At 41.0% G+C, this 16,170-nt stretch carries 18 protein-coding genes; 9 read left to right on the forward strand and 9 right to left on the reverse strand.

Features of this window, described 5'->3' with window-relative positions:
* The first annotated feature begins 400 nt into the window (after window positions 1-400).
* The gene (locus tag DI060_RS07085) at window positions 401-1,030 is read left to right on the forward strand and encodes a TetR/AcrR family transcriptional regulator (protein ID WP_108975143.1); all 630 of its coding nucleotides are present in this window, start codon (window positions 401-403) and stop codon (window positions 1,028-1,030) included.
* Window positions 1,031-1,063: 33 nt separating this feature from the next.
* Here DI060_RS07085 and DI060_RS07090 read toward each other — a convergent pair whose 3' ends face one another.
* A complete protein-coding gene (locus tag DI060_RS07090; RefSeq protein ID WP_108975145.1) occupies window positions 1,064-2,050 on the reverse strand; it encodes a cytochrome-c peroxidase in 987 nt (328 codons plus the stop codon).
* Between the two features lie 252 nt (window positions 2,051-2,302).
* Between DI060_RS07090 and DI060_RS07095 the strand changes: the two genes are divergently transcribed.
* Both DI060_RS07095 and DI060_RS07100 read left to right on the forward strand, forming a co-directional pair.
* Entirely contained in the window at window positions 2,303-2,638 is a 336-nt protein-coding gene (locus tag DI060_RS07095) for an LEPBI_I2431 family sigma-54 regulated protein (RefSeq protein WP_108975147.1), read from the forward strand.
* Between the two features lie 79 nt (window positions 2,639-2,717).
* Window positions 2,718-3,650: an ornithine carbamoyltransferase gene (locus DI060_RS07100; protein ID WP_108975149.1), complete on the forward strand. Its 933-nt coding sequence runs from the start codon at window positions 2,718-2,720 to the stop codon at window positions 3,648-3,650.
* Between the two features lie 3 nt (window positions 3,651-3,653).
* Here the strand turns inward: DI060_RS07100 and DI060_RS07105 are convergent, their stop codons facing one another.
* The 3 genes from DI060_RS07105 to DI060_RS07115 form a co-directional block, all read right to left on the reverse strand.
* Window positions 3,654-4,076 carry a globin domain-containing protein gene (locus DI060_RS07105; RefSeq protein ID WP_439956891.1) on the reverse strand — a complete coding sequence of 141 codons (423 nt, stop codon included), beginning with the start codon at window positions 4,074-4,076 and terminating at the stop codon, window positions 3,654-3,656.
* Window positions 4,077-4,083: 7 nt separating this feature from the next.
* A complete protein-coding gene (locus DI060_RS07110; RefSeq protein ID WP_167836939.1) occupies window positions 4,084-4,746 on the reverse strand; it encodes an OmpA family protein in 663 nt (220 codons plus the stop codon).
* A gap of 228 nt (window positions 4,747-4,974) precedes the next feature.
* Complete coding sequence (locus tag DI060_RS07115; protein WP_135355011.1) at window positions 4,975-5,976, reverse strand: esterase/lipase family protein; 1,002 nt, start codon at window positions 5,974-5,976, stop codon at window positions 4,975-4,977.
* A gap of 206 nt (window positions 5,977-6,182) precedes the next feature.
* Here DI060_RS07115 and DI060_RS07120 point away from each other — a divergent pair, with 206 nt between their 5' ends.
* Window positions 6,183-7,172 carry an HpcH/HpaI aldolase/citrate lyase family protein gene (locus DI060_RS07120; protein ID WP_108975158.1) on the forward strand — a complete coding sequence of 330 codons (990 nt, stop codon included), beginning with the start codon at window positions 6,183-6,185 and terminating at the stop codon, window positions 7,170-7,172.
* Here DI060_RS07120 and DI060_RS07125 read toward each other — a convergent pair.
* The 4 genes from DI060_RS07125 to DI060_RS07140 form a co-directional block, all read right to left on the reverse strand.
* A complete protein-coding gene (locus DI060_RS07125) occupies window positions 7,169-7,771 on the reverse strand; it encodes a PadR family transcriptional regulator (protein WP_108975160.1) in 603 nt (200 codons plus the stop codon). The genes DI060_RS07120 and DI060_RS07125 overlap by 4 nt on opposite strands.
* Window positions 7,768-8,667 (reverse strand): alpha/beta fold hydrolase, encoded by a 900-nt coding sequence (locus DI060_RS07130; RefSeq protein WP_108975162.1) that lies wholly within the window; start codon window positions 8,665-8,667, stop codon window positions 7,768-7,770. Before DI060_RS07130 ends, DI060_RS07125 begins: the two co-directional genes overlap by 4 nt.
* Window positions 8,668-8,729: 62 nt before the next feature.
* Window positions 8,730-9,314, reverse strand: coding sequence for an LOG family protein (locus DI060_RS07135; protein ID WP_209451994.1), 585 nt, complete (start codon window positions 9,312-9,314; stop codon window positions 8,730-8,732).
* Window positions 9,315-9,338: 24 nt separating this feature from the next.
* Window positions 9,339-10,121 carry an NRDE family protein gene (locus tag DI060_RS07140; RefSeq protein WP_108975166.1) on the reverse strand — a complete coding sequence of 261 codons (783 nt, stop codon included), beginning with the start codon at window positions 10,119-10,121 and terminating at the stop codon, window positions 9,339-9,341.
* A 226-nt stretch (window positions 10,122-10,347) separates the two neighbouring features.
* Between DI060_RS07140 and DI060_RS07145 the strand changes: the two genes are divergently transcribed.
* From DI060_RS07145 to perRA, 4 genes are all read left to right on the forward strand, one after another.
* The gene (locus DI060_RS07145) at window positions 10,348-10,956 is read left to right on the forward strand and encodes a DUF4254 domain-containing protein (RefSeq protein WP_167836947.1); all 609 of its coding nucleotides are present in this window, start codon (window positions 10,348-10,350) and stop codon (window positions 10,954-10,956) included.
* A complete protein-coding gene (locus DI060_RS07150) occupies window positions 10,953-12,008 on the forward strand; it encodes a glycosyltransferase family 9 protein (RefSeq protein WP_209451995.1) in 1,056 nt (351 codons plus the stop codon). Before DI060_RS07145 ends, DI060_RS07150 begins: the two co-directional genes overlap by 4 nt.
* Before the next feature lie 3 nt (window positions 12,009-12,011).
* Complete coding sequence (locus DI060_RS07155; protein WP_108975170.1) at window positions 12,012-13,007, forward strand: hypothetical protein; 996 nt, start codon at window positions 12,012-12,014, stop codon at window positions 13,005-13,007.
* Window positions 13,008-13,099: 92 nt separating this feature from the next.
* Window positions 13,100-13,531, forward strand: coding sequence for a peroxide-responsive transcriptional repressor PerRA (gene perRA, locus DI060_RS07160; RefSeq protein WP_108975172.1), 432 nt, complete (start codon window positions 13,100-13,102; stop codon window positions 13,529-13,531).
* A gap of 7 nt (window positions 13,532-13,538) precedes the next feature.
* Here perRA and DI060_RS07165 read toward each other — a convergent pair whose 3' ends face one another.
* Entirely contained in the window at window positions 13,539-14,822 is a 1,284-nt protein-coding gene (locus tag DI060_RS07165) for a glycosyltransferase (RefSeq protein ID WP_108975174.1), read from the reverse strand.
* Between the two features lie 49 nt (window positions 14,823-14,871).
* Between DI060_RS07165 and DI060_RS07170 the strand changes: the two genes are divergently transcribed.
* On the forward strand, window positions 14,872-16,170 hold the full coding sequence (locus DI060_RS07170; RefSeq protein ID WP_108975718.1) for an O-antigen ligase family protein: 1,299 nt from the start codon (window positions 14,872-14,874) through the stop codon (window positions 16,168-16,170).

The following is a 16,170-nucleotide window of genomic DNA, read 5'->3' on the forward strand; positions in this document are numbered from 1 at the left end:
CCATTTTCCTTTTTAGGAAAACAAAAATTCAAAACCTTCCTTGCTCACCTTCCGTATGTCGATAGAGGCGGACTAAAGGTTACCGGCGGCAAGTTGGGAAGGCTTAAGAAAGATGGGAACGTGTAGGAACAGGGAAAATACGGAAGTAAAGTGATTTAGAAGATGAGTTTATATATAAAGTAGCATTTTAAATGAATTAGAAGTAAAAATAAAGTCAGTTACGAATTTAAGTTAAAATATTTTCACTACTTATATTATATTTAACTCGACTTTATAAGTCTTATATACATTTATAGACTTTAAATTGATTTATAGATTGACTAAAATTCGCAATCCATAAGAAAAAGAACAAAATTAGAAAAAGAAAAGTGCCAATTTTAAGCCCTAGGGAGGAGATCGATTGGACCGTTTGCCATTGCGAGAACGAAAGAAACACCTAATCAAAGAGGCGATTGCCCAGTCGGCTCGGGAATTGTTTTCAGAGCGCCCCTTCTCCCAAGTGACGGTTGCGGAAGTAGCCGACCATGCCAATGTCAGCGTAAAAACTCTCTTCACCTACTTTCGCTCCAAAGATGATCTTCTGTTTTTTGAAGAGTCCAATTTTTGCGAAGAGATCCTGGCAGCGCTTGCGAACCGAAAGCCAGGTAGCTCCTACCTCGAAGCCATGCAAGGCTTTCTTTGGGATTTGATCCACGAACTCCAAGGGGAATCCATTTTGGGATCCTTCCCTGGTTTCCATACCTCTATGACCATTCCAGAACTGCAGCCTCGGCTTTCCCTCCTCTGGGATCGCTACGAAGGTTTGATTGCAGAACAAATTTCCAAAGACGAAGGATTTGAGCCCGCCGACCCCGAACCCCGGATCATCGCCTCTCTATTGCTATTGCCCTTCCGCCAATTGACCATGGCTAGCTGGAGGAGCACATTGGAAGCCATGAACCCATCCAAACGGATTTCTACTCTAGAAAAATGGCATAGCCGAACGCAGTCTTTGATTGCCGATGGAATCAGGATGTATGGTAGGAAGTGATGTGCCTTATCGGCACATCATCTTTAGAATTGACTAGTTGGTTCTTGTTTTGTCGGAGAGAGAACCTAAGAATTTTGCGATCTTTGTGACATCTGCCTCAGAGAGGTTTTGGCCTAACTGGTGGTATCCCATCTTCTTAATGGCATCTTCTAGAGTTGCCACCTTTCCATCATGGAAATAGGGTCCAGTCAAAGCAACATTGCGGAGGGACGGCACTTTAAAGAAGTACTTATCACTTGCATCTTTTGTGACATTGAACCTTCCCAAGTCATTGGTTTCATATGGATTGACTTGGCCAAGTTTGCGGAACGAATCCCCGCCGAGTAACTTACCTCCGTGGCAAGAAGTACATCCTGAGCTAATAAATGTTTGAAGTCCGTTCTGTTCCTCTTGGCTGAGGGCACTGTGGTCACCATTCACAAAGTCATCAAATCGAGAAGGAGAGACCAAGGTCCTCTCAAATGCGGCAATGGCCTCTGCTAGGTTTTCGTACGTAATCGCGTCTTTCGCAGAAGGGAATGCTTTCGCGAATAAACCTGGGTATTCAGAATCATCCTTTAGCCTCTTTAGCACTTCTGCCTCATTCGGCATCGCCATTTCGCCTGGGTTCAAAATCGGGCCTTTTGCCTGTTCATGTAAATTTTTAGCTCTACCATCCCAAAATTGTAAGAAATGGAATCCTGCGTTTAAAACAGTGGGCGAATTTCTATCTCCTGTTTTTCCAAATGCACCTGGAGAGGTAGGCAAATTGTCCACTCCAGCCGCCTTCCCTTCTACATTGTGGCAGGAATTGCAAGATTGGGTATTATTCTGGGAAAGTTTCTTTTCGAAGTAGAGTTTTTTCCCGAGTGCAATGAGCTCAGGAGTGTCGTTTTCAGCGCCTGGCATGCTGGTAGGAAGTGCACCCAACATTTGTTTTGCCTTTGCTTGCAGTTCTTTGGTTTCTTGTGAGGGGCCGCATCCTACGAGCCCAAGACAAAGAATTACCAAAACAGAAAGAGTGTATTTTTGTTTTGTCATAGAAATCCCTCGGTAGGCTCATTTCTTTTCTTCTGGACCTTTTTTCAAGAGTTTTCAAATGGACTGAGTCTTTTTTTAGAATGCCCCTAAATTGCTCAGATTCTCAGCACATTGCCTAGATCCAAAGAGATCGCTGTTCTAAAATCCGTCAAGATGAGGCAAAGCCGTGCTTTTTCTGTTTCGAACCGAGTTCTTTTCTACTTTTTTCCATGTTGGCATACTTTATGCATATGAGTCTAGCAGGAGTTAATCATGGAATCGAGAAAAAAAGAAAGAATCACGGCGGCATGGGATGATTTCGTTGTAAAGATTTACTCAGTGAATGGATCCCCTGAATACCTTCTCGCGAGTTTCGATAACATCTCAGAGATGGGTGTGCGAGCAACCCTGGAAATGGGTGTCGATGTCAAAGAAAAGGATCTGGTCACTGGGATCATAGAAAGTGAACTGACCAAATGTAAGATCAAATATTCTGGGAAAGTGGTTTGGCTAAAAACAACTGAGCAAGGCATCCAATTTGGAGTCAAATTTGATGAGGAGCTCTTGTTACCTGACGTATTCATTGCACGCTCTATGGCTGCTGCCTAAGTTTAGATTCCTTACGATTTATCCAGAGGGAGCTTGATCCAGAGCTGCGCTATGCCGATACTCAAGGTAGGCCATCTGTATGTCTGCACCCAAACATTTAATCTCTTGGAAAGATTGGACGGATTCGGAAATCGAAGAACTCCTAAACTTTGCCATCTATGTAAAAAATAACCGAGTCTACTTCTTTGGACACATGGCAGGTCGTTCTATGGCTATGTTATTCCAAAAAACCTCAACGAGGACAAGGGTTTCCTTTGAGGCTGGGATGACTGAACTCGGAGGCCATGCCATATTTCTGGATTGGATGTCATCCAACTTTTCACTCTCTGACATTGACTTTGAAGCAGCCTATCTGTCTAGGAATGTCTCCATCATTATGGCAAGACTCAAGAAACACGAAGATTTACTTACCTTAAAAGAGGGCTCGCAAGTACCGGTCATCAATGGATGTTGCAATCTATTCCATCCCTGCCAAGCACTGGCAGACATTTTGACGATCGCAAATGACAGGCCAAATGATTGGAAAAAAACTAAAATCTGTTACATTGGAGTACATAACAATGTTGTAAACTCCTTGATAGGAATTACGGCAGCATTAGGTATTCATCTAACTCTGGTTACTCCGATCGCCCACGAAGAATCTATCGTAAAAGAAGTCGTCAAAAGGGGACAGGCAAAAAAAACTCTCACTTGGGAAACAGACTTAAAGATAGCCGTAAAAGACGCAGATTACATCTATACTGATACTTGGGTAGATATGGAATTTTTCAACGACCCGGAATTCCAAAAAGAAAAGGAAGAGAGAATTCGATTGATGATGCCCTACCAGGTAAACCAAGAACTCTTAAAACATACAAAAGCAAAGGTGATGCACGATATGCCGATCCATGCAGGCTATGAAATCACAAGAGAAGTTGTATCTTCGGAACGTTCTATCATCTTTACGCAAGCTGAGAATCGCTTAGATGCCCAAAAGGCAGTCATTCTAAACTTACTCGATAGCCACAAATAAGAGTTAAGCTTGGTTAACCATCCAACGGCTGAATTGATCCAAAAATTTTAAAAAAATCGCTTTTGATTCTTGGCTGAAAGAGAATTCTTCGAGTGATTGTTTGTAACAAGAAAGCCAAACCTGGCGGCTCTCTTCATTAATAAGAAAAGCAAAGTGCCGCATTCTCATCCTCGCAGGTCCCCAATTGTGTAAATAAAGTGAAGGTCCCCCCGTTACCTGAATCATAAAGTCCGCCTGCTTTTGTTTGGCGAGAGTAAGCTCTTCTGGAAACATTGCAGCTATTTTTGATTCGGCAATCAAATCATAAAAACGAGAGACCAAATTCCGCATCCCCTCTTCCCCCCATTCTGAAAATATACCTTCTAATCCAGGCATGGGCCCTGGAGGGCCTTCGGGCGGAGTAAATATATCTCGTTCGGGCATCAAAATTTGCTTATTCGATTGCTAAGTAAATAGAGGTCACCGAAACTGTGTCAGCAGCATCTATTTCTTTTTCAGTAAAGACAGTCTGTACCCTTTGTAAATCGATCGCCTCTGCGGATAGGATGGCACGTATTTCCTCCGATCTCTTCTTCATCAATCTAGTTTGGTAGGCAATATCGCCAGACGTATTTGTCTTATGAACGAGTAGTATCTGATAATTTTCCTGCACATTTTTTAGTGACTGGGCAAGTTCTCTGATCTTTGATTTTTCAGAGTCATTTAACTCAGCATCATCCTTTTGAAAGACCACCTGTTGAATCGGTTTCGATCCATTCATCGCTTTGAAGAAAGAAATTTTTCCTAGCTGAGAAGAAGTGCTCATGTTCTGTGAGTTAACTTTTTCCCATTCTTTGGATGTGCAATATGTGTACGATGACGTAGAAGAAACAACAGAGAACAAAAATCCAGCAAGTGTGACCACAACGTCGAAAGGTTTGGCATATTCTTTTATTTGTAAAAGTCTATCATCATCTGATAAAGTTTCACTTGATAGATTTGATTTCCAAATGGGCAACAGGAATAGAATCCGATAGGAGCGCATATCAATGTGTTTGGTACACTGGTCTACAGGCACATTTGCAATTAGATTGGTTTCTTCTAGTGGTATTCCCATACTCTTACAAGAAAGGGTAAAGAGTATTATGAAATAAATTGTGATTCGTAACATAGGTTTGATTCTTCAGAATTAGAACCTGCTCAAAAGAAATCACTCATTTTTTGTTCTTTCAGAAGAGAAAAGACCGGAATGCCTAGCCACATTTCTTGAGTAGAAGGAAATCCTGCCTATGTTAAACGAAAAGTATAAGTAGAGAAACGTAAGGCAATAAATAAACGATTTCTGTTATTGCAACCAGATTTTGATTTGATCATAGACTTTCAAATCATGCATCAATTGGATGTGCGTGATCCCTCCGAATTCTCTGAAGTTTTCTTTGGGAATGAGTAGCTCATCTTTTTCATCAGCAGACTTCCCTCGGCCACTCCATTTCCCAACAATAGCATCTCCAAATAACTCAGATAACCAATGGCTTGTGTCTTCCATAAGTGTGCCTGTGATCACATAGTATTTTACTTTTGGTAACAAGGGAACATGTGTTTTTTCAAAGCGTATGTATTGGTCCAAATCTTTACCCTTCCAGTCTTCCTCGACCAAAAATCCATAACGAAGGTCTTTGATTCCATCGCTCCTTAGGTTGATTGCTTTTTTTGTGAGGTAGGTGAATGGGTTGGGGATTTTTCCAAGGACCGTACTCACTGTATTGCCTAATTTTTCAAGAGGGGCACCGTGGTGTGGTGACCCGATAAAAATAACATTCTTTACTTTGTCGATCCACTTTGACTTTCTCTTCTTGCCGTAGTAACATGCACTTCGGATCACTAGCCCTCCCATGCTATGGCCTATTAAATCAATTTCTTTACACTCCTTAGGCAACTGTTTCACCAAAAAAGAAAGCAATTCATCGAACTCCTTTCCATTGTCTGAAATATGACGTCCACTGTTGTAGCGGAGATAAAAGGGTTCGATGCCTAAATCCTCCTTTAGCAAACTCCCGTAGTCTGAATCGGTTTTCGGAATTTTCCACATAGTTTCATCGCTTACCAATCCATGGATCAAAATACAGATTCTGGAATTGAAAGTTCTTTTCTGTAACTCTTCTTTGGTGATTGGAACGGCCTGACCGTTCACAAAAAATCCCATACCTTGGGCGAGGAAATCAAACCTCTCTAAGTGGTTGCCTATGGCTCCATTTAACACAGATTTACCGGAAATTTTGCTTTGAGTCAAAATTTTCTTTGTGATATCCCAACTTTTGTTCCAATCGATTTTTTTTTGACTCTTCATTCCCAAACTCTCTGTATCGAAACATTTACGTATAGCCAAGATATTTGTCTTTCCCAATCTGAATGCCTTTCCTCGATTCTCTTGCTTTTGTTGGAAAAGAATAGGCGCTGGCCTCAAGCCTTCCCCGAGAAAAGGCCTGAATTCTTCCTTGCCTTGTCCGTTTTCTCTCAAAACTTGGTAAAAAACTTCGAAAATAGGAATTCTGAATGGCACTCACCCACCCGCAGTCTGCACTTTTTGCAGGAGAAAAACCTTTCCCTATCATCCCAGCATGTGAACACTTTGCTGGCTCAGAAAAGTTGATCACAAAAGCTCTTGAGCTTCAGAATAAATTGGGCGGTCTCTTTGACATAACCATGGACTGTGAAGATGGTGCCCAAACTGGAAAAGAAAAAGAACATGCGGAGATGATCGTTCGAATCCAAAACTCAGAACTCAACAAACACAAAATGAGTGGGGTGAGGATCCATGATTATACCAACGAACACTGGAGAAGTGACGTAGATATCATTGTACCAGGTGCTGGAAACGTAATTGCATATATTACGATTCCCAAGCCTACAAAGGCAAGCCAAGTCAAAGAACAAATTACCTACATCCAAGAAGCTTGCAAAAAAGCAGGCATCAAACGAGAAATACCCATCCACGTATTGATAGAAACACATGGGGCTCTCGCAGAAGTTTTCGAAATCGCAGCACTCCCATGGCTCCAAGTTTTGGACTTTGGTTTGATGGACTTTATTTCAGGACACCACGGTGCCATTCCAGCTAGCTGTATGAAGTCGCCTGGTCAGTTCGACCACGAACTATTGAGAAGAGCAAAATCTACTATGGTAGCCGCAGCTCTTATGAATGGAGTGATCCCTGCACATAACGTAACACTCGACCTAAAAAATACCTACCAAACTTACCAAGATGCAAAAAGAGCACACGATGAATTTGGTTTCTTACGTATGTGGTCTATTTATCCTGCACAAATCCAGTCAATCTTAGATGCAATGGCACCAAACTTTGCTGAAACGCAAACAGCTTGTGATATTTTAATCAAAGCGCAGGATGCAGATTGGGGTCCTATCCAACATGATGGAGACCTTCACGATCGCGCAACGTATCGTTATTTCTGGGAGTTGGTGCAAAGAGCAAAACTCACAGGACAAAAGCTCCCTGAAGAAGTCGTAAAACGATTCTTCGCTTAATCCACCTTTGTTGCCCCTTTCCGTGTGGAGAGGGGTGGCTTTTCCCCATTCGTTTTTTCTCGAATCATCTCTTTTACTTTTTCTAACCAAACTTCCTGCAATCGATTTTGTTTTTCGGCAAAATCCAAAGTCACACTCCAAAAGTCATGGTCGGGGTGTTTTTCCCAATCCATCTTTAACTCTTTGCGAAAGGTCTGCAAGGCAGTCAGGTCTTCTTTAGTTTTTTCTGTTTCAAGTTCTAATTGTTCAAGCAACCGAGAGGCTTGCATATGGCGCCCAAAAAACACCTTAAACATAAGTTCATTTCGTTTGTGAACCTGTATCTTGGAACTATTCATCCACTTGCGAAATTCTTCGAGTCCAGTTCTTGTAATTTTATATACTTTCTTTTTCTTTCCTTCTCGATCGACTCTTTCCCATTCTTTGATCCATCCACTTTCTTCTAACTTAGAAAGAGTTGGATAAATTTGTCCAAAACTTTCACTCCAAAAAAAACTAATCGTAGATTCGATGTACTTATGGATTTCATAACCGTTCATTTCGCACTGAGCTAAGATTCCCAACAATGCATATTGAGTTTTACTTTCTCGTCTCTTCATCCTTCTTTCCTGAGGATTTCATTCAAAAACAACTTATAAGTTTGGATGACTTCATTGGGTGCCTCCACTTGAGGCCAATGCCCAATTTTTTCGGAGAGATAATAGACAGATGCTTTGGAGTATTCTTTTCTAAAACGTTCCGCCATATGAATGCCAGAGTTGGGGTCAAATGGCCCACAGATATAGCAAAAGGGAATCTTCGTTTTGTGGAGAGCTTCTATCCACCTCTTTTGGTACTTCACTTTTTCAAAGACCAAACGACCGATGCGATAGGCGATGGCTTTCCCATCGCCTTCGTTTAATATCTTCCAATACTCGTCTAAGAGACTTTGCTCTGGTTGGGTCTCGGGTCCAAATACGGAAAAAAGGGAAGACTCAATTGACTTTCGCGAGATCTTACTACTCATCCATTTCCCAAAAAAATTGGGAGTTTGGGAGAGAAGCCTTTGGATGAAACGAGGTCTATAGACATCAGTGAACAAACCACCATTCATAAAAGCAATGGATTCAATTTTAAAACCTAAGGTATCTTCCTTTACGATCATTTCCTGAACCACACTCACTCCCAAATCGTGTGCGAATATATGAACAGATGGAATCTTTAGCTGAAAAAGAATCGTTTGCACAATGTCCACATACTCTGCAAAGGAATAGACATGTTCTTGTGGTTTGGAAGAAAATCCCATACCTAAAAAGTCCAAGTAAGTTATACGGTACTCTTTTGAAAATTCAGGAAGGATATAGTTCCAATCAAAACTATTGAAGGGATAACCATGTAAAAGCAAGAGATCTTTTCCCTTACCGATTTGATTGAAAAAGATAGAATGGCCTTTGTAGGAAACAAAACTTCCACCCGCCTTCATTTCTTCCGCTGTTTTGTATAGGAAATTTAACATATATCTAATAGATATATCTTTTAGATATAAATGTCAATACAAAAATATTTCTTTGAGACCCCTTAGATTTGTGTGGGCTCTATCCACTTTGTTACGTGTTTCGGGGAATAGGCTAACATTTGGTCCAAAACATGAGAAATGGAGTTTGCTACGAGAAGCATCTCTTTGTTTTCCTGCTTCAAAAACCCACTTTTCACCATTTGATCAAGGAGAAGGAGGAGTGGCTCATAAAATCCATTGAGATTGAGTAAAGCAATGGGTTTTTCAAGTAGACCCAATTGAGACCAAGTCAGGACCTCAAACAATTCTTCCATCGTGCCGAAGCCACCAGGCAAGGCGATGACTCCATCTGAAAGTTCGTTCATTTTGCTCTTTCTTTCATGCATACTCTCAACTAAGAGGAGTTCAGTCAAACTGGTATGTGCAATTTCCTTTTTTTGCAGAAAGTTTGGTAAAACTCCTATTACCTGACCACCCTTACTCAATGTACCTTCTGCAACGGCACCCATGAGGCCAACATTAGCTCCCCCATACACAAGCGAGAAACCTCGCTCGCCAATGGCTTCACCTAACCGAAAGGCAGTTTCTCGGTAAAGGCTTTGGTCGCCGGAACTAGACCCACAAAACACACAGATACGTTTCATCATTGCTCCCAAGGTATGAGATACCTATTATCCAATCCGAAAAGATTCATGGATGGTGCTCCCAACAGCATCATCAGGCGTACGGAACGTTCGCTCCCAAAAATGGCAAATTCCTTTTTGGTCAATTGCTACAACGGTACTCACACGCGTCCCATAGCCCGGTACCCGGATTCGAATTGAAGAGAGTAGAATTTCCTTCTCCACACCTATGCCTGTATCAGGTAGTAACTTCTGGTCCGCACGCACTTGGTCATCCAAAAGGGAAAAAAAAGATGGGATGGGAAGAGATTCTTTACGACTTTCTGAGTCTAGAATGGAGGCAAAGCCAGATCGGATGCGACTCGTCTTTGGCCATTCTGTATTCCATTCTGCATTGCTAAGCGAATGGATGCCATCTGAGATGGTTTGCGATTCCGGAAGGCGATTGGAAACGTAAAGATCTGTTTTCAGATCGGAAACAAATAAATTGAATCCAGGGTATTTGTCCTTATCGTTTTGGATTTCTTCTATGTACTCCCTTGGGCTACTCTTTGCCAATAAAAAGCCGCTCACAAGCTTACCACGTGAAAGAGGTGAACTAGGATTGGGTTCTCGTAAATTTCTTCTGTTGGTAAGAAATGCGAGCCTTCCTTTTTTGGATACACCAAGCCAGGTTCCAAACGAGCTTAAGTCACGCCCTGCAAACACATCTTCTTGGTCCTCCCAATAGGCCGCTGCCTTCGTTGGGCGGTCAAAAAATTCATCTCGATTAGCAAGGATTAAATAAGGAAAAGAATCCCATACATTTTTTGCAAAGAGAACAAGGCACATAAAGAAAGAGTCTCATCACAAGAAAAAAAGTCAATAGATTCCAGTAGGAGTCCATTTCCAAGCCCCTACTCGGAAATTTTTCTTCTATTTATGGTTTAGCATGAGCTTTCGTCTAGATGTGGAACGCATATGATGATCCCAAGGGATCTGACGAGTTCCTTTTTCCATTAAAATTTGGATTGAATCCTTACACCTCAGGTGTGAGCATACAGAATTAGAGAATATGATGAAACTTGATGCAAACAAAGCGGTCTCAATCTTTCAAAATTCAGTCCTTGATTGGCATAAGGCACAGAAGCCAAGTGAAAACCCATTCCCAGAAAATACTTTAGAACATACCTTATACCAAAAAAACCAAATCGATACCATTCAATGGCACATCGAAGATGATATTCGAGTCCCAAACCTCGCCCTAGAGGAAGTGGTCGTCTTAAAGAGAAGGATAGATAAACTCAACCAAGAAAGAACGGATATGGTGGAAAGGCTGGATGATTTCATCTTGGAACTATTTCGCGATATACAACCCAAGCCCGGTGCCCGGTTGAATTCTGAAAGCCCCGCTTGGCTTCTCGACCGCATGAGTATATTAGAGCTTAAAATCTTTCACATGCAAGAACAAGTCGATCGGACAGATAGTGCCGCTACATCTCAGCACATAGAAACATGTAAAAAGAAATTGTCTGTGCTTCTCGAACAACGAGCCGACCTAAAAATTTGTTTGGATGAACTTTTGGAAGATTATGCAAAGGGCGACAAGAAGATGAAGGTTTACCGACAGATGAAAATGTACAATGACCAAAATCTAAACCCTTCGCTTTACAACGCTAAAAAATGAATCTTCTCGTCATCAGATTTTCAGCCATGGGGGATGTTGCCTTGATGACACCAGCTCTCATTGCCATTGCAGCGAAATATTCCAATGTGCAACTGACAATCGTTACAAGAGGCAATTTTGCACCTTTCTTTTATAACATCCCGAATGTGAATGTCCTCGGTATCAATCTAAAAAAATACAAAGGTATGTTCGGACTCTGGAAGTTGTATAGAGAGATCAACAAAATAGGCCCTTATGATAAAATCATCGACTTACATGGCTCCCTTAGGTCCAGACTCATCTCCTTTCTATTTTGGTTCCAAAAAGTAGAGTCCTTTCGCATCATTAAAGGTAGAAAAGAGAAATTACAACAAACAAGACGCCACAATAAAAAACTCGAAAAACTCCCTCACACGGTAGATCGTTATCTCAATGTTTTTAAAAAAGCAGGTTTGGATGCACCGGTGCGAAAAGGCCCTTGGCTGAATGTGGACGGAGAATCCAAAATGTTTGCCAAAGATTTTTTTAAGTCGATCGGTTTGGATAAAAAAGAAGGCCAATGGTTTGGGTTTGCACCTTTTGCTGGACATGCACTTAAGGAATGGAGTTTTGAAAAATCAAAACGGCTGGTAAAGATCCTACTCGAAGAGTTTTCGGATTGCCATATTTTCTTGTTTGGTGGCAAAGATGAATTACATGAACTCGAAATCTTAAAGGATAAAGAAAGCCGTGTCAATATTGTGCAAGGTGCACATCTAGGTATCCGAGGTGAGTTGGGAGTAATGGAAAGATTGGATCTTTTGATTGGGATGGACTCCTCCAACGTTCACATCGCTGCCCTACTCAAAAAACCAGTGATAGGCATCTTTGGCACAACACACCCTCTTTCTGGATTTGGCCCATTTGCGCAAGAGGATACTGGTGTACTCCAAGTAGAACTTGCCTGTAGACCATGCTCTATCTATGGAAATGTGAAATGTTGGCGCGGAGACCATGCTTGTATGGAATTGATAGATCCTTATGACGTAGTGAGAAGGATACGAGTCTTACAAAATGTAAATACTCTGTGGTAGACAATGAAAGTCTTAAGGCGAACAATCTTTTTTTTGGTATGTCTCTCACTGGTAGAGATTTTGCATTCAGAAGATATATCGCCAGGCTACCAAGACTTTGATTCGGATACTCCGACTACCATCCTACCCTCCCCCAATCAGAAAAAATACGAAGAACAAATATCCTGCGATGAATCTTGCACCAAAATTTCTTTTACTTCCAATGATACAGGAGAAAACCAAGTTTGGGATGCCTTTGGAAAAAATGCGGGAAAGATTCTTGTAGAAATCAACGAACCGTTCCTAAAATTAGATGACCCAAAACTGGAAGATTATCTCGAATACTTACGAGAGATTTCAAAACGACAGGGGACTGTACACTTTGAACCTTATTACATAGGATACAAAGGTTTTGGCTTAACAGATCTTCCCATTTTAAAAGATATGTTGGGAGTATCCTATAACATTTACAAACGTCTGAGATCCTTTTTTGTTTTTGGTAGACTCAAAGCCTACAATGCAAAAGTTTTATACCACCCTCAAAAACATCACATCCTACTTATTTTCTTTTATCACAAAAATTACGGCAATCTATGTGACACGGTGTACGCAACCTGTGCAACAATTCAATATTTGGATGACGAAACATTTGATTTAAACCTTGCAAAATCTATCCAAAAGATTTCGGCGAACCAACCGATAGAAATTCGTTTTGACCAGACACCGGCAGAACTCCCGCAAACTCGTTTAAACCTAGAGCATTTGCTTGCCGTGAATCGATCGGCTAGGATCTACAAATGGCTCATCCTTTCCCGAAGCACAGAAGTAAAACCCGAAAAGAGAGAACGATTTTTGGATTTAGGTCTCATCGTTAGTCTTTTGGACTATAGCCTTCAGGCCTATGAAATGGTGGAAGCCATCCAAATGTATTGGCCGATCCGATCCCTTAAAACGGAAGTCCTCTATGAAGACCGCAATGAGGGTCGATTACTCCGCTCTATAGTGGTTTCCAAACCCTAAAAAGCTTGAAACGGGTTATTATTTCCCTGAGGACATAGTTTAGAATCAGTCTAAATATTGACAAATTTAGGACAACTGAGAGCTTTGCGCGTATGGAAGCAAATTACCAGAAAACTAAGGAGATCTTAGAATCTTACGGCATCCGAGCGACTTCCCAGCGTTTGGAAATGGCACATTTGCTTCTGTCGGCGCACAAACACTTTACGGCCGAGGAAATCTTTCATCTCATCAATTCCCACTTTCCACATGCCTCGCGTGCGACTATATTCAATAACCTAAAACTCTTCTCAGAGAAAGGTGTGATCGGGACTCTAGAATTGAAAAATGGTGTGACTCTATATGATTCCAATATGGAAAGACACCACCACGCAGTCGAAGAAGGCACCGGTCGCATCATAGATGTTTACCTGGATGAAGAGACCGAATCAAAAGTCCATGCACTCATGAAAGAAGAATTGGAAAAGAGCACGGGAAAATCCTGGAAGAACACTAGGATTATGATCACCCTAAAAGGGGAATCCTAGAGTCTCTTTACATAAAGTCCATTAGCATATCAAAGAGTGATGATTTCTTTTCTTTTCCTTTCATTGCCTCTATTACCTTTTCATAGACAGATTCCATTTCATCTACACAGCGCCCCATTTCATGGCCAGAGGCAATATCCAGAGAATTTTTAGAGAACGTTTTGTACGTGCTTGGATTGGACAAAAGTTGAATGGACAATTTGGCTAACATTGCTACATCGAAAGGTGGCGCAATGTACCCATTTTTTTCATTTTGGATAAGCTCCGGCAAAGCAAAGGAGTCCACGCCAACCGCAGGAAGTCCACAAGCAATGGCTTCTAAAACAACCAATCCTTGTGTCTCCATGGTGGAGGCAGTTAAAAAGAGATCATACTTGGGATAAATCTCATGTAGCTGAGCATTTGGAACAAAGCCAGTGAAATGTACCGAAGGAGCAATCTCCAAGTGTTCCGCTTGCCTCTTTAACGAGTCTATGGCCGGACCCTCTCCAATGATGGTAAGCGTGGCTTTTGGATAGGTTTTGGTAATTTCTTTGAAGGCATTGATGACTACATCACAATTTTTTTCATATGAAATCCGCCCTACATGTAAAAACTTTGGTTCATCTCCCGAGAAGGACTTTACTTTCCCAGTGAATCTTTTTAGGTCCATTCCATTGGAAACAACGGTAATCGGTCTATGAATTCCGTATTCAACGAGTTGCTTTTTGATTAAATGGCTTGGAGAAATGACAACATCACAGCGATTATAGATATCATTACAGATTTTTAAAATGATTTTTTTCCGTATATTAAAGTTATCAAATTTTACCAATTTATCTAATTCATCCAAATTCAGCTTCTTTTTGAATTTGTTAATTTTTAAGAACAGTTTGTCCATTTTGAATAGGCGATAAAAAGAAACATACATCTCTTGTTCAGCCATCAATGTATGGTAGGTGCCAATTGTAGGTATCCCAAATCTCTCTGCTGCATTGACTGCATAGAGACCCATAAGACCAGGTGTGTGGATATGGATGAGATCTGGTTTAAAGTCTTCGATGACTTTTTTGATTTTTCCTGGGGATGGTAAAACAACTTTTATATCTGGATAGGAAGGCAAAAAACCCGATCGGAATCGGATGACGTGGATCTGGTCGCCCATTCTTTCAAAATCGTCTTCGCCATATCTAGGCGCACAAATTGTAAATTCATGACCGCGTAGGCTTAAAAGTTCGCTGAAATTCTTAATGGAAACAGCCACTCCATCTGTTTTAGGAAGGAAAGTATCGGAAAAATACAAGACTCTCAAGCGGAACCTCTTTACAAAAAGTATCCATCTAATACCATACGGTATAGAAATGTTATACCGAGCCTACGTCTCTCTTTTAACCTTGTCCATCATTTCCTGTGCTTTCTCAGTGAGTTTGAGTCAGCTTTTTTTGAGTATTACTTTGTTTTTATATCTCTTCCTCCCTGGAAAACCAAAGATGAATTCCGCCATTTTTGTCTCTTTGGTGATGTTCTATGCCTGGCAATGCACTGATGTGCTCTACCATTTTGGAAGGGGCGGTTTTGCAATTGAAAGTTTGAAACAACTATCCAAGAGCGAATTTAAAGACATCTTGCTTTTGTCCGCTTTTTTTGTAGTGCATGGTATTAAACAGGAAGACCAAAAACGACTTCATAGAAGTTTCCAAATCTTTGGGTATGTAATCCTGGTTACTGGCCTACTGGCAAGTTTTTCCTCCATTCGGCTGGCACGATTGGTATCCGACCTATACCAAACATCTCAAACTTGGCCCTACCAACACCATTACGGAAGTTTGGCGAGTATAGACTACTATGTTCCGATTGGACTAATGAACACTCATTTGACTTTTGGCGGGCTTATCTCTTTCGTATATCCTTTCTTTCTCTTCCAATTTTTTGAGGCCTGGAAAAAGAACCAAAACAAAATGCAGATCTTTGCAAAAGGGTTTAGTTTCTTCGCCATCACTCTTGTATATTTTTTAAATAACGCTCGCTCTGCGATGATTGGAACTCTCTTGAGTATCGCTATCGGACTTTATATATTGATCTTTATTGAAAAAGCTGTATCACAAAAAATTGTGAAGAGAACCCTAATCTCGATTTCAATTTTTTTCCTTTTGCTGGCTGCCCTCACCTATACCTCACCTAGTTTGCAAAAAGCAATCAAGCCATTGTTTGGCTCTGAAAAACACACTGATTCTGGTAGAACATTTATTTGGGATTCCAGCCTTCCTTTGATCCAAGAAAATTTTACCTTTGGGATTGGGCCTGGAAATTATCCGAGAGAAATAGAACGGTCACGCAAACAAAGAGAGTTAGAGCACCCAAACTTAGCCTACTTTTATGAAGTAACGCAAAGAGGACATTCTCATAATGACTACTTCCATTTGGCGGTCATCTTTGGCATTCCGGCCGCTATATTTTATTTTTGTATCGGTATCCAAATCGTACGTAGTGTCCTATCGACTCAAATCGATCTATCCATCCGTTATATGTGCCTTGGTCTTGTTGGTTTTTTTCTCTCCGGACTATTGCAATGTTATTTCCAAGATGATGAGGTTCTCATTGTATTTTTTTACTTCTTAGGTTATTTAAACTTATCTGTTATTCAAGCAAAGGAGACATGA

The organism is Leptospira ryugenii (genome assembly GCF_003114855.1).
Lineage (GTDB): Bacteria > Spirochaetota > Leptospiria > Leptospirales > Leptospiraceae > Leptospira_A > Leptospira_A ryugenii.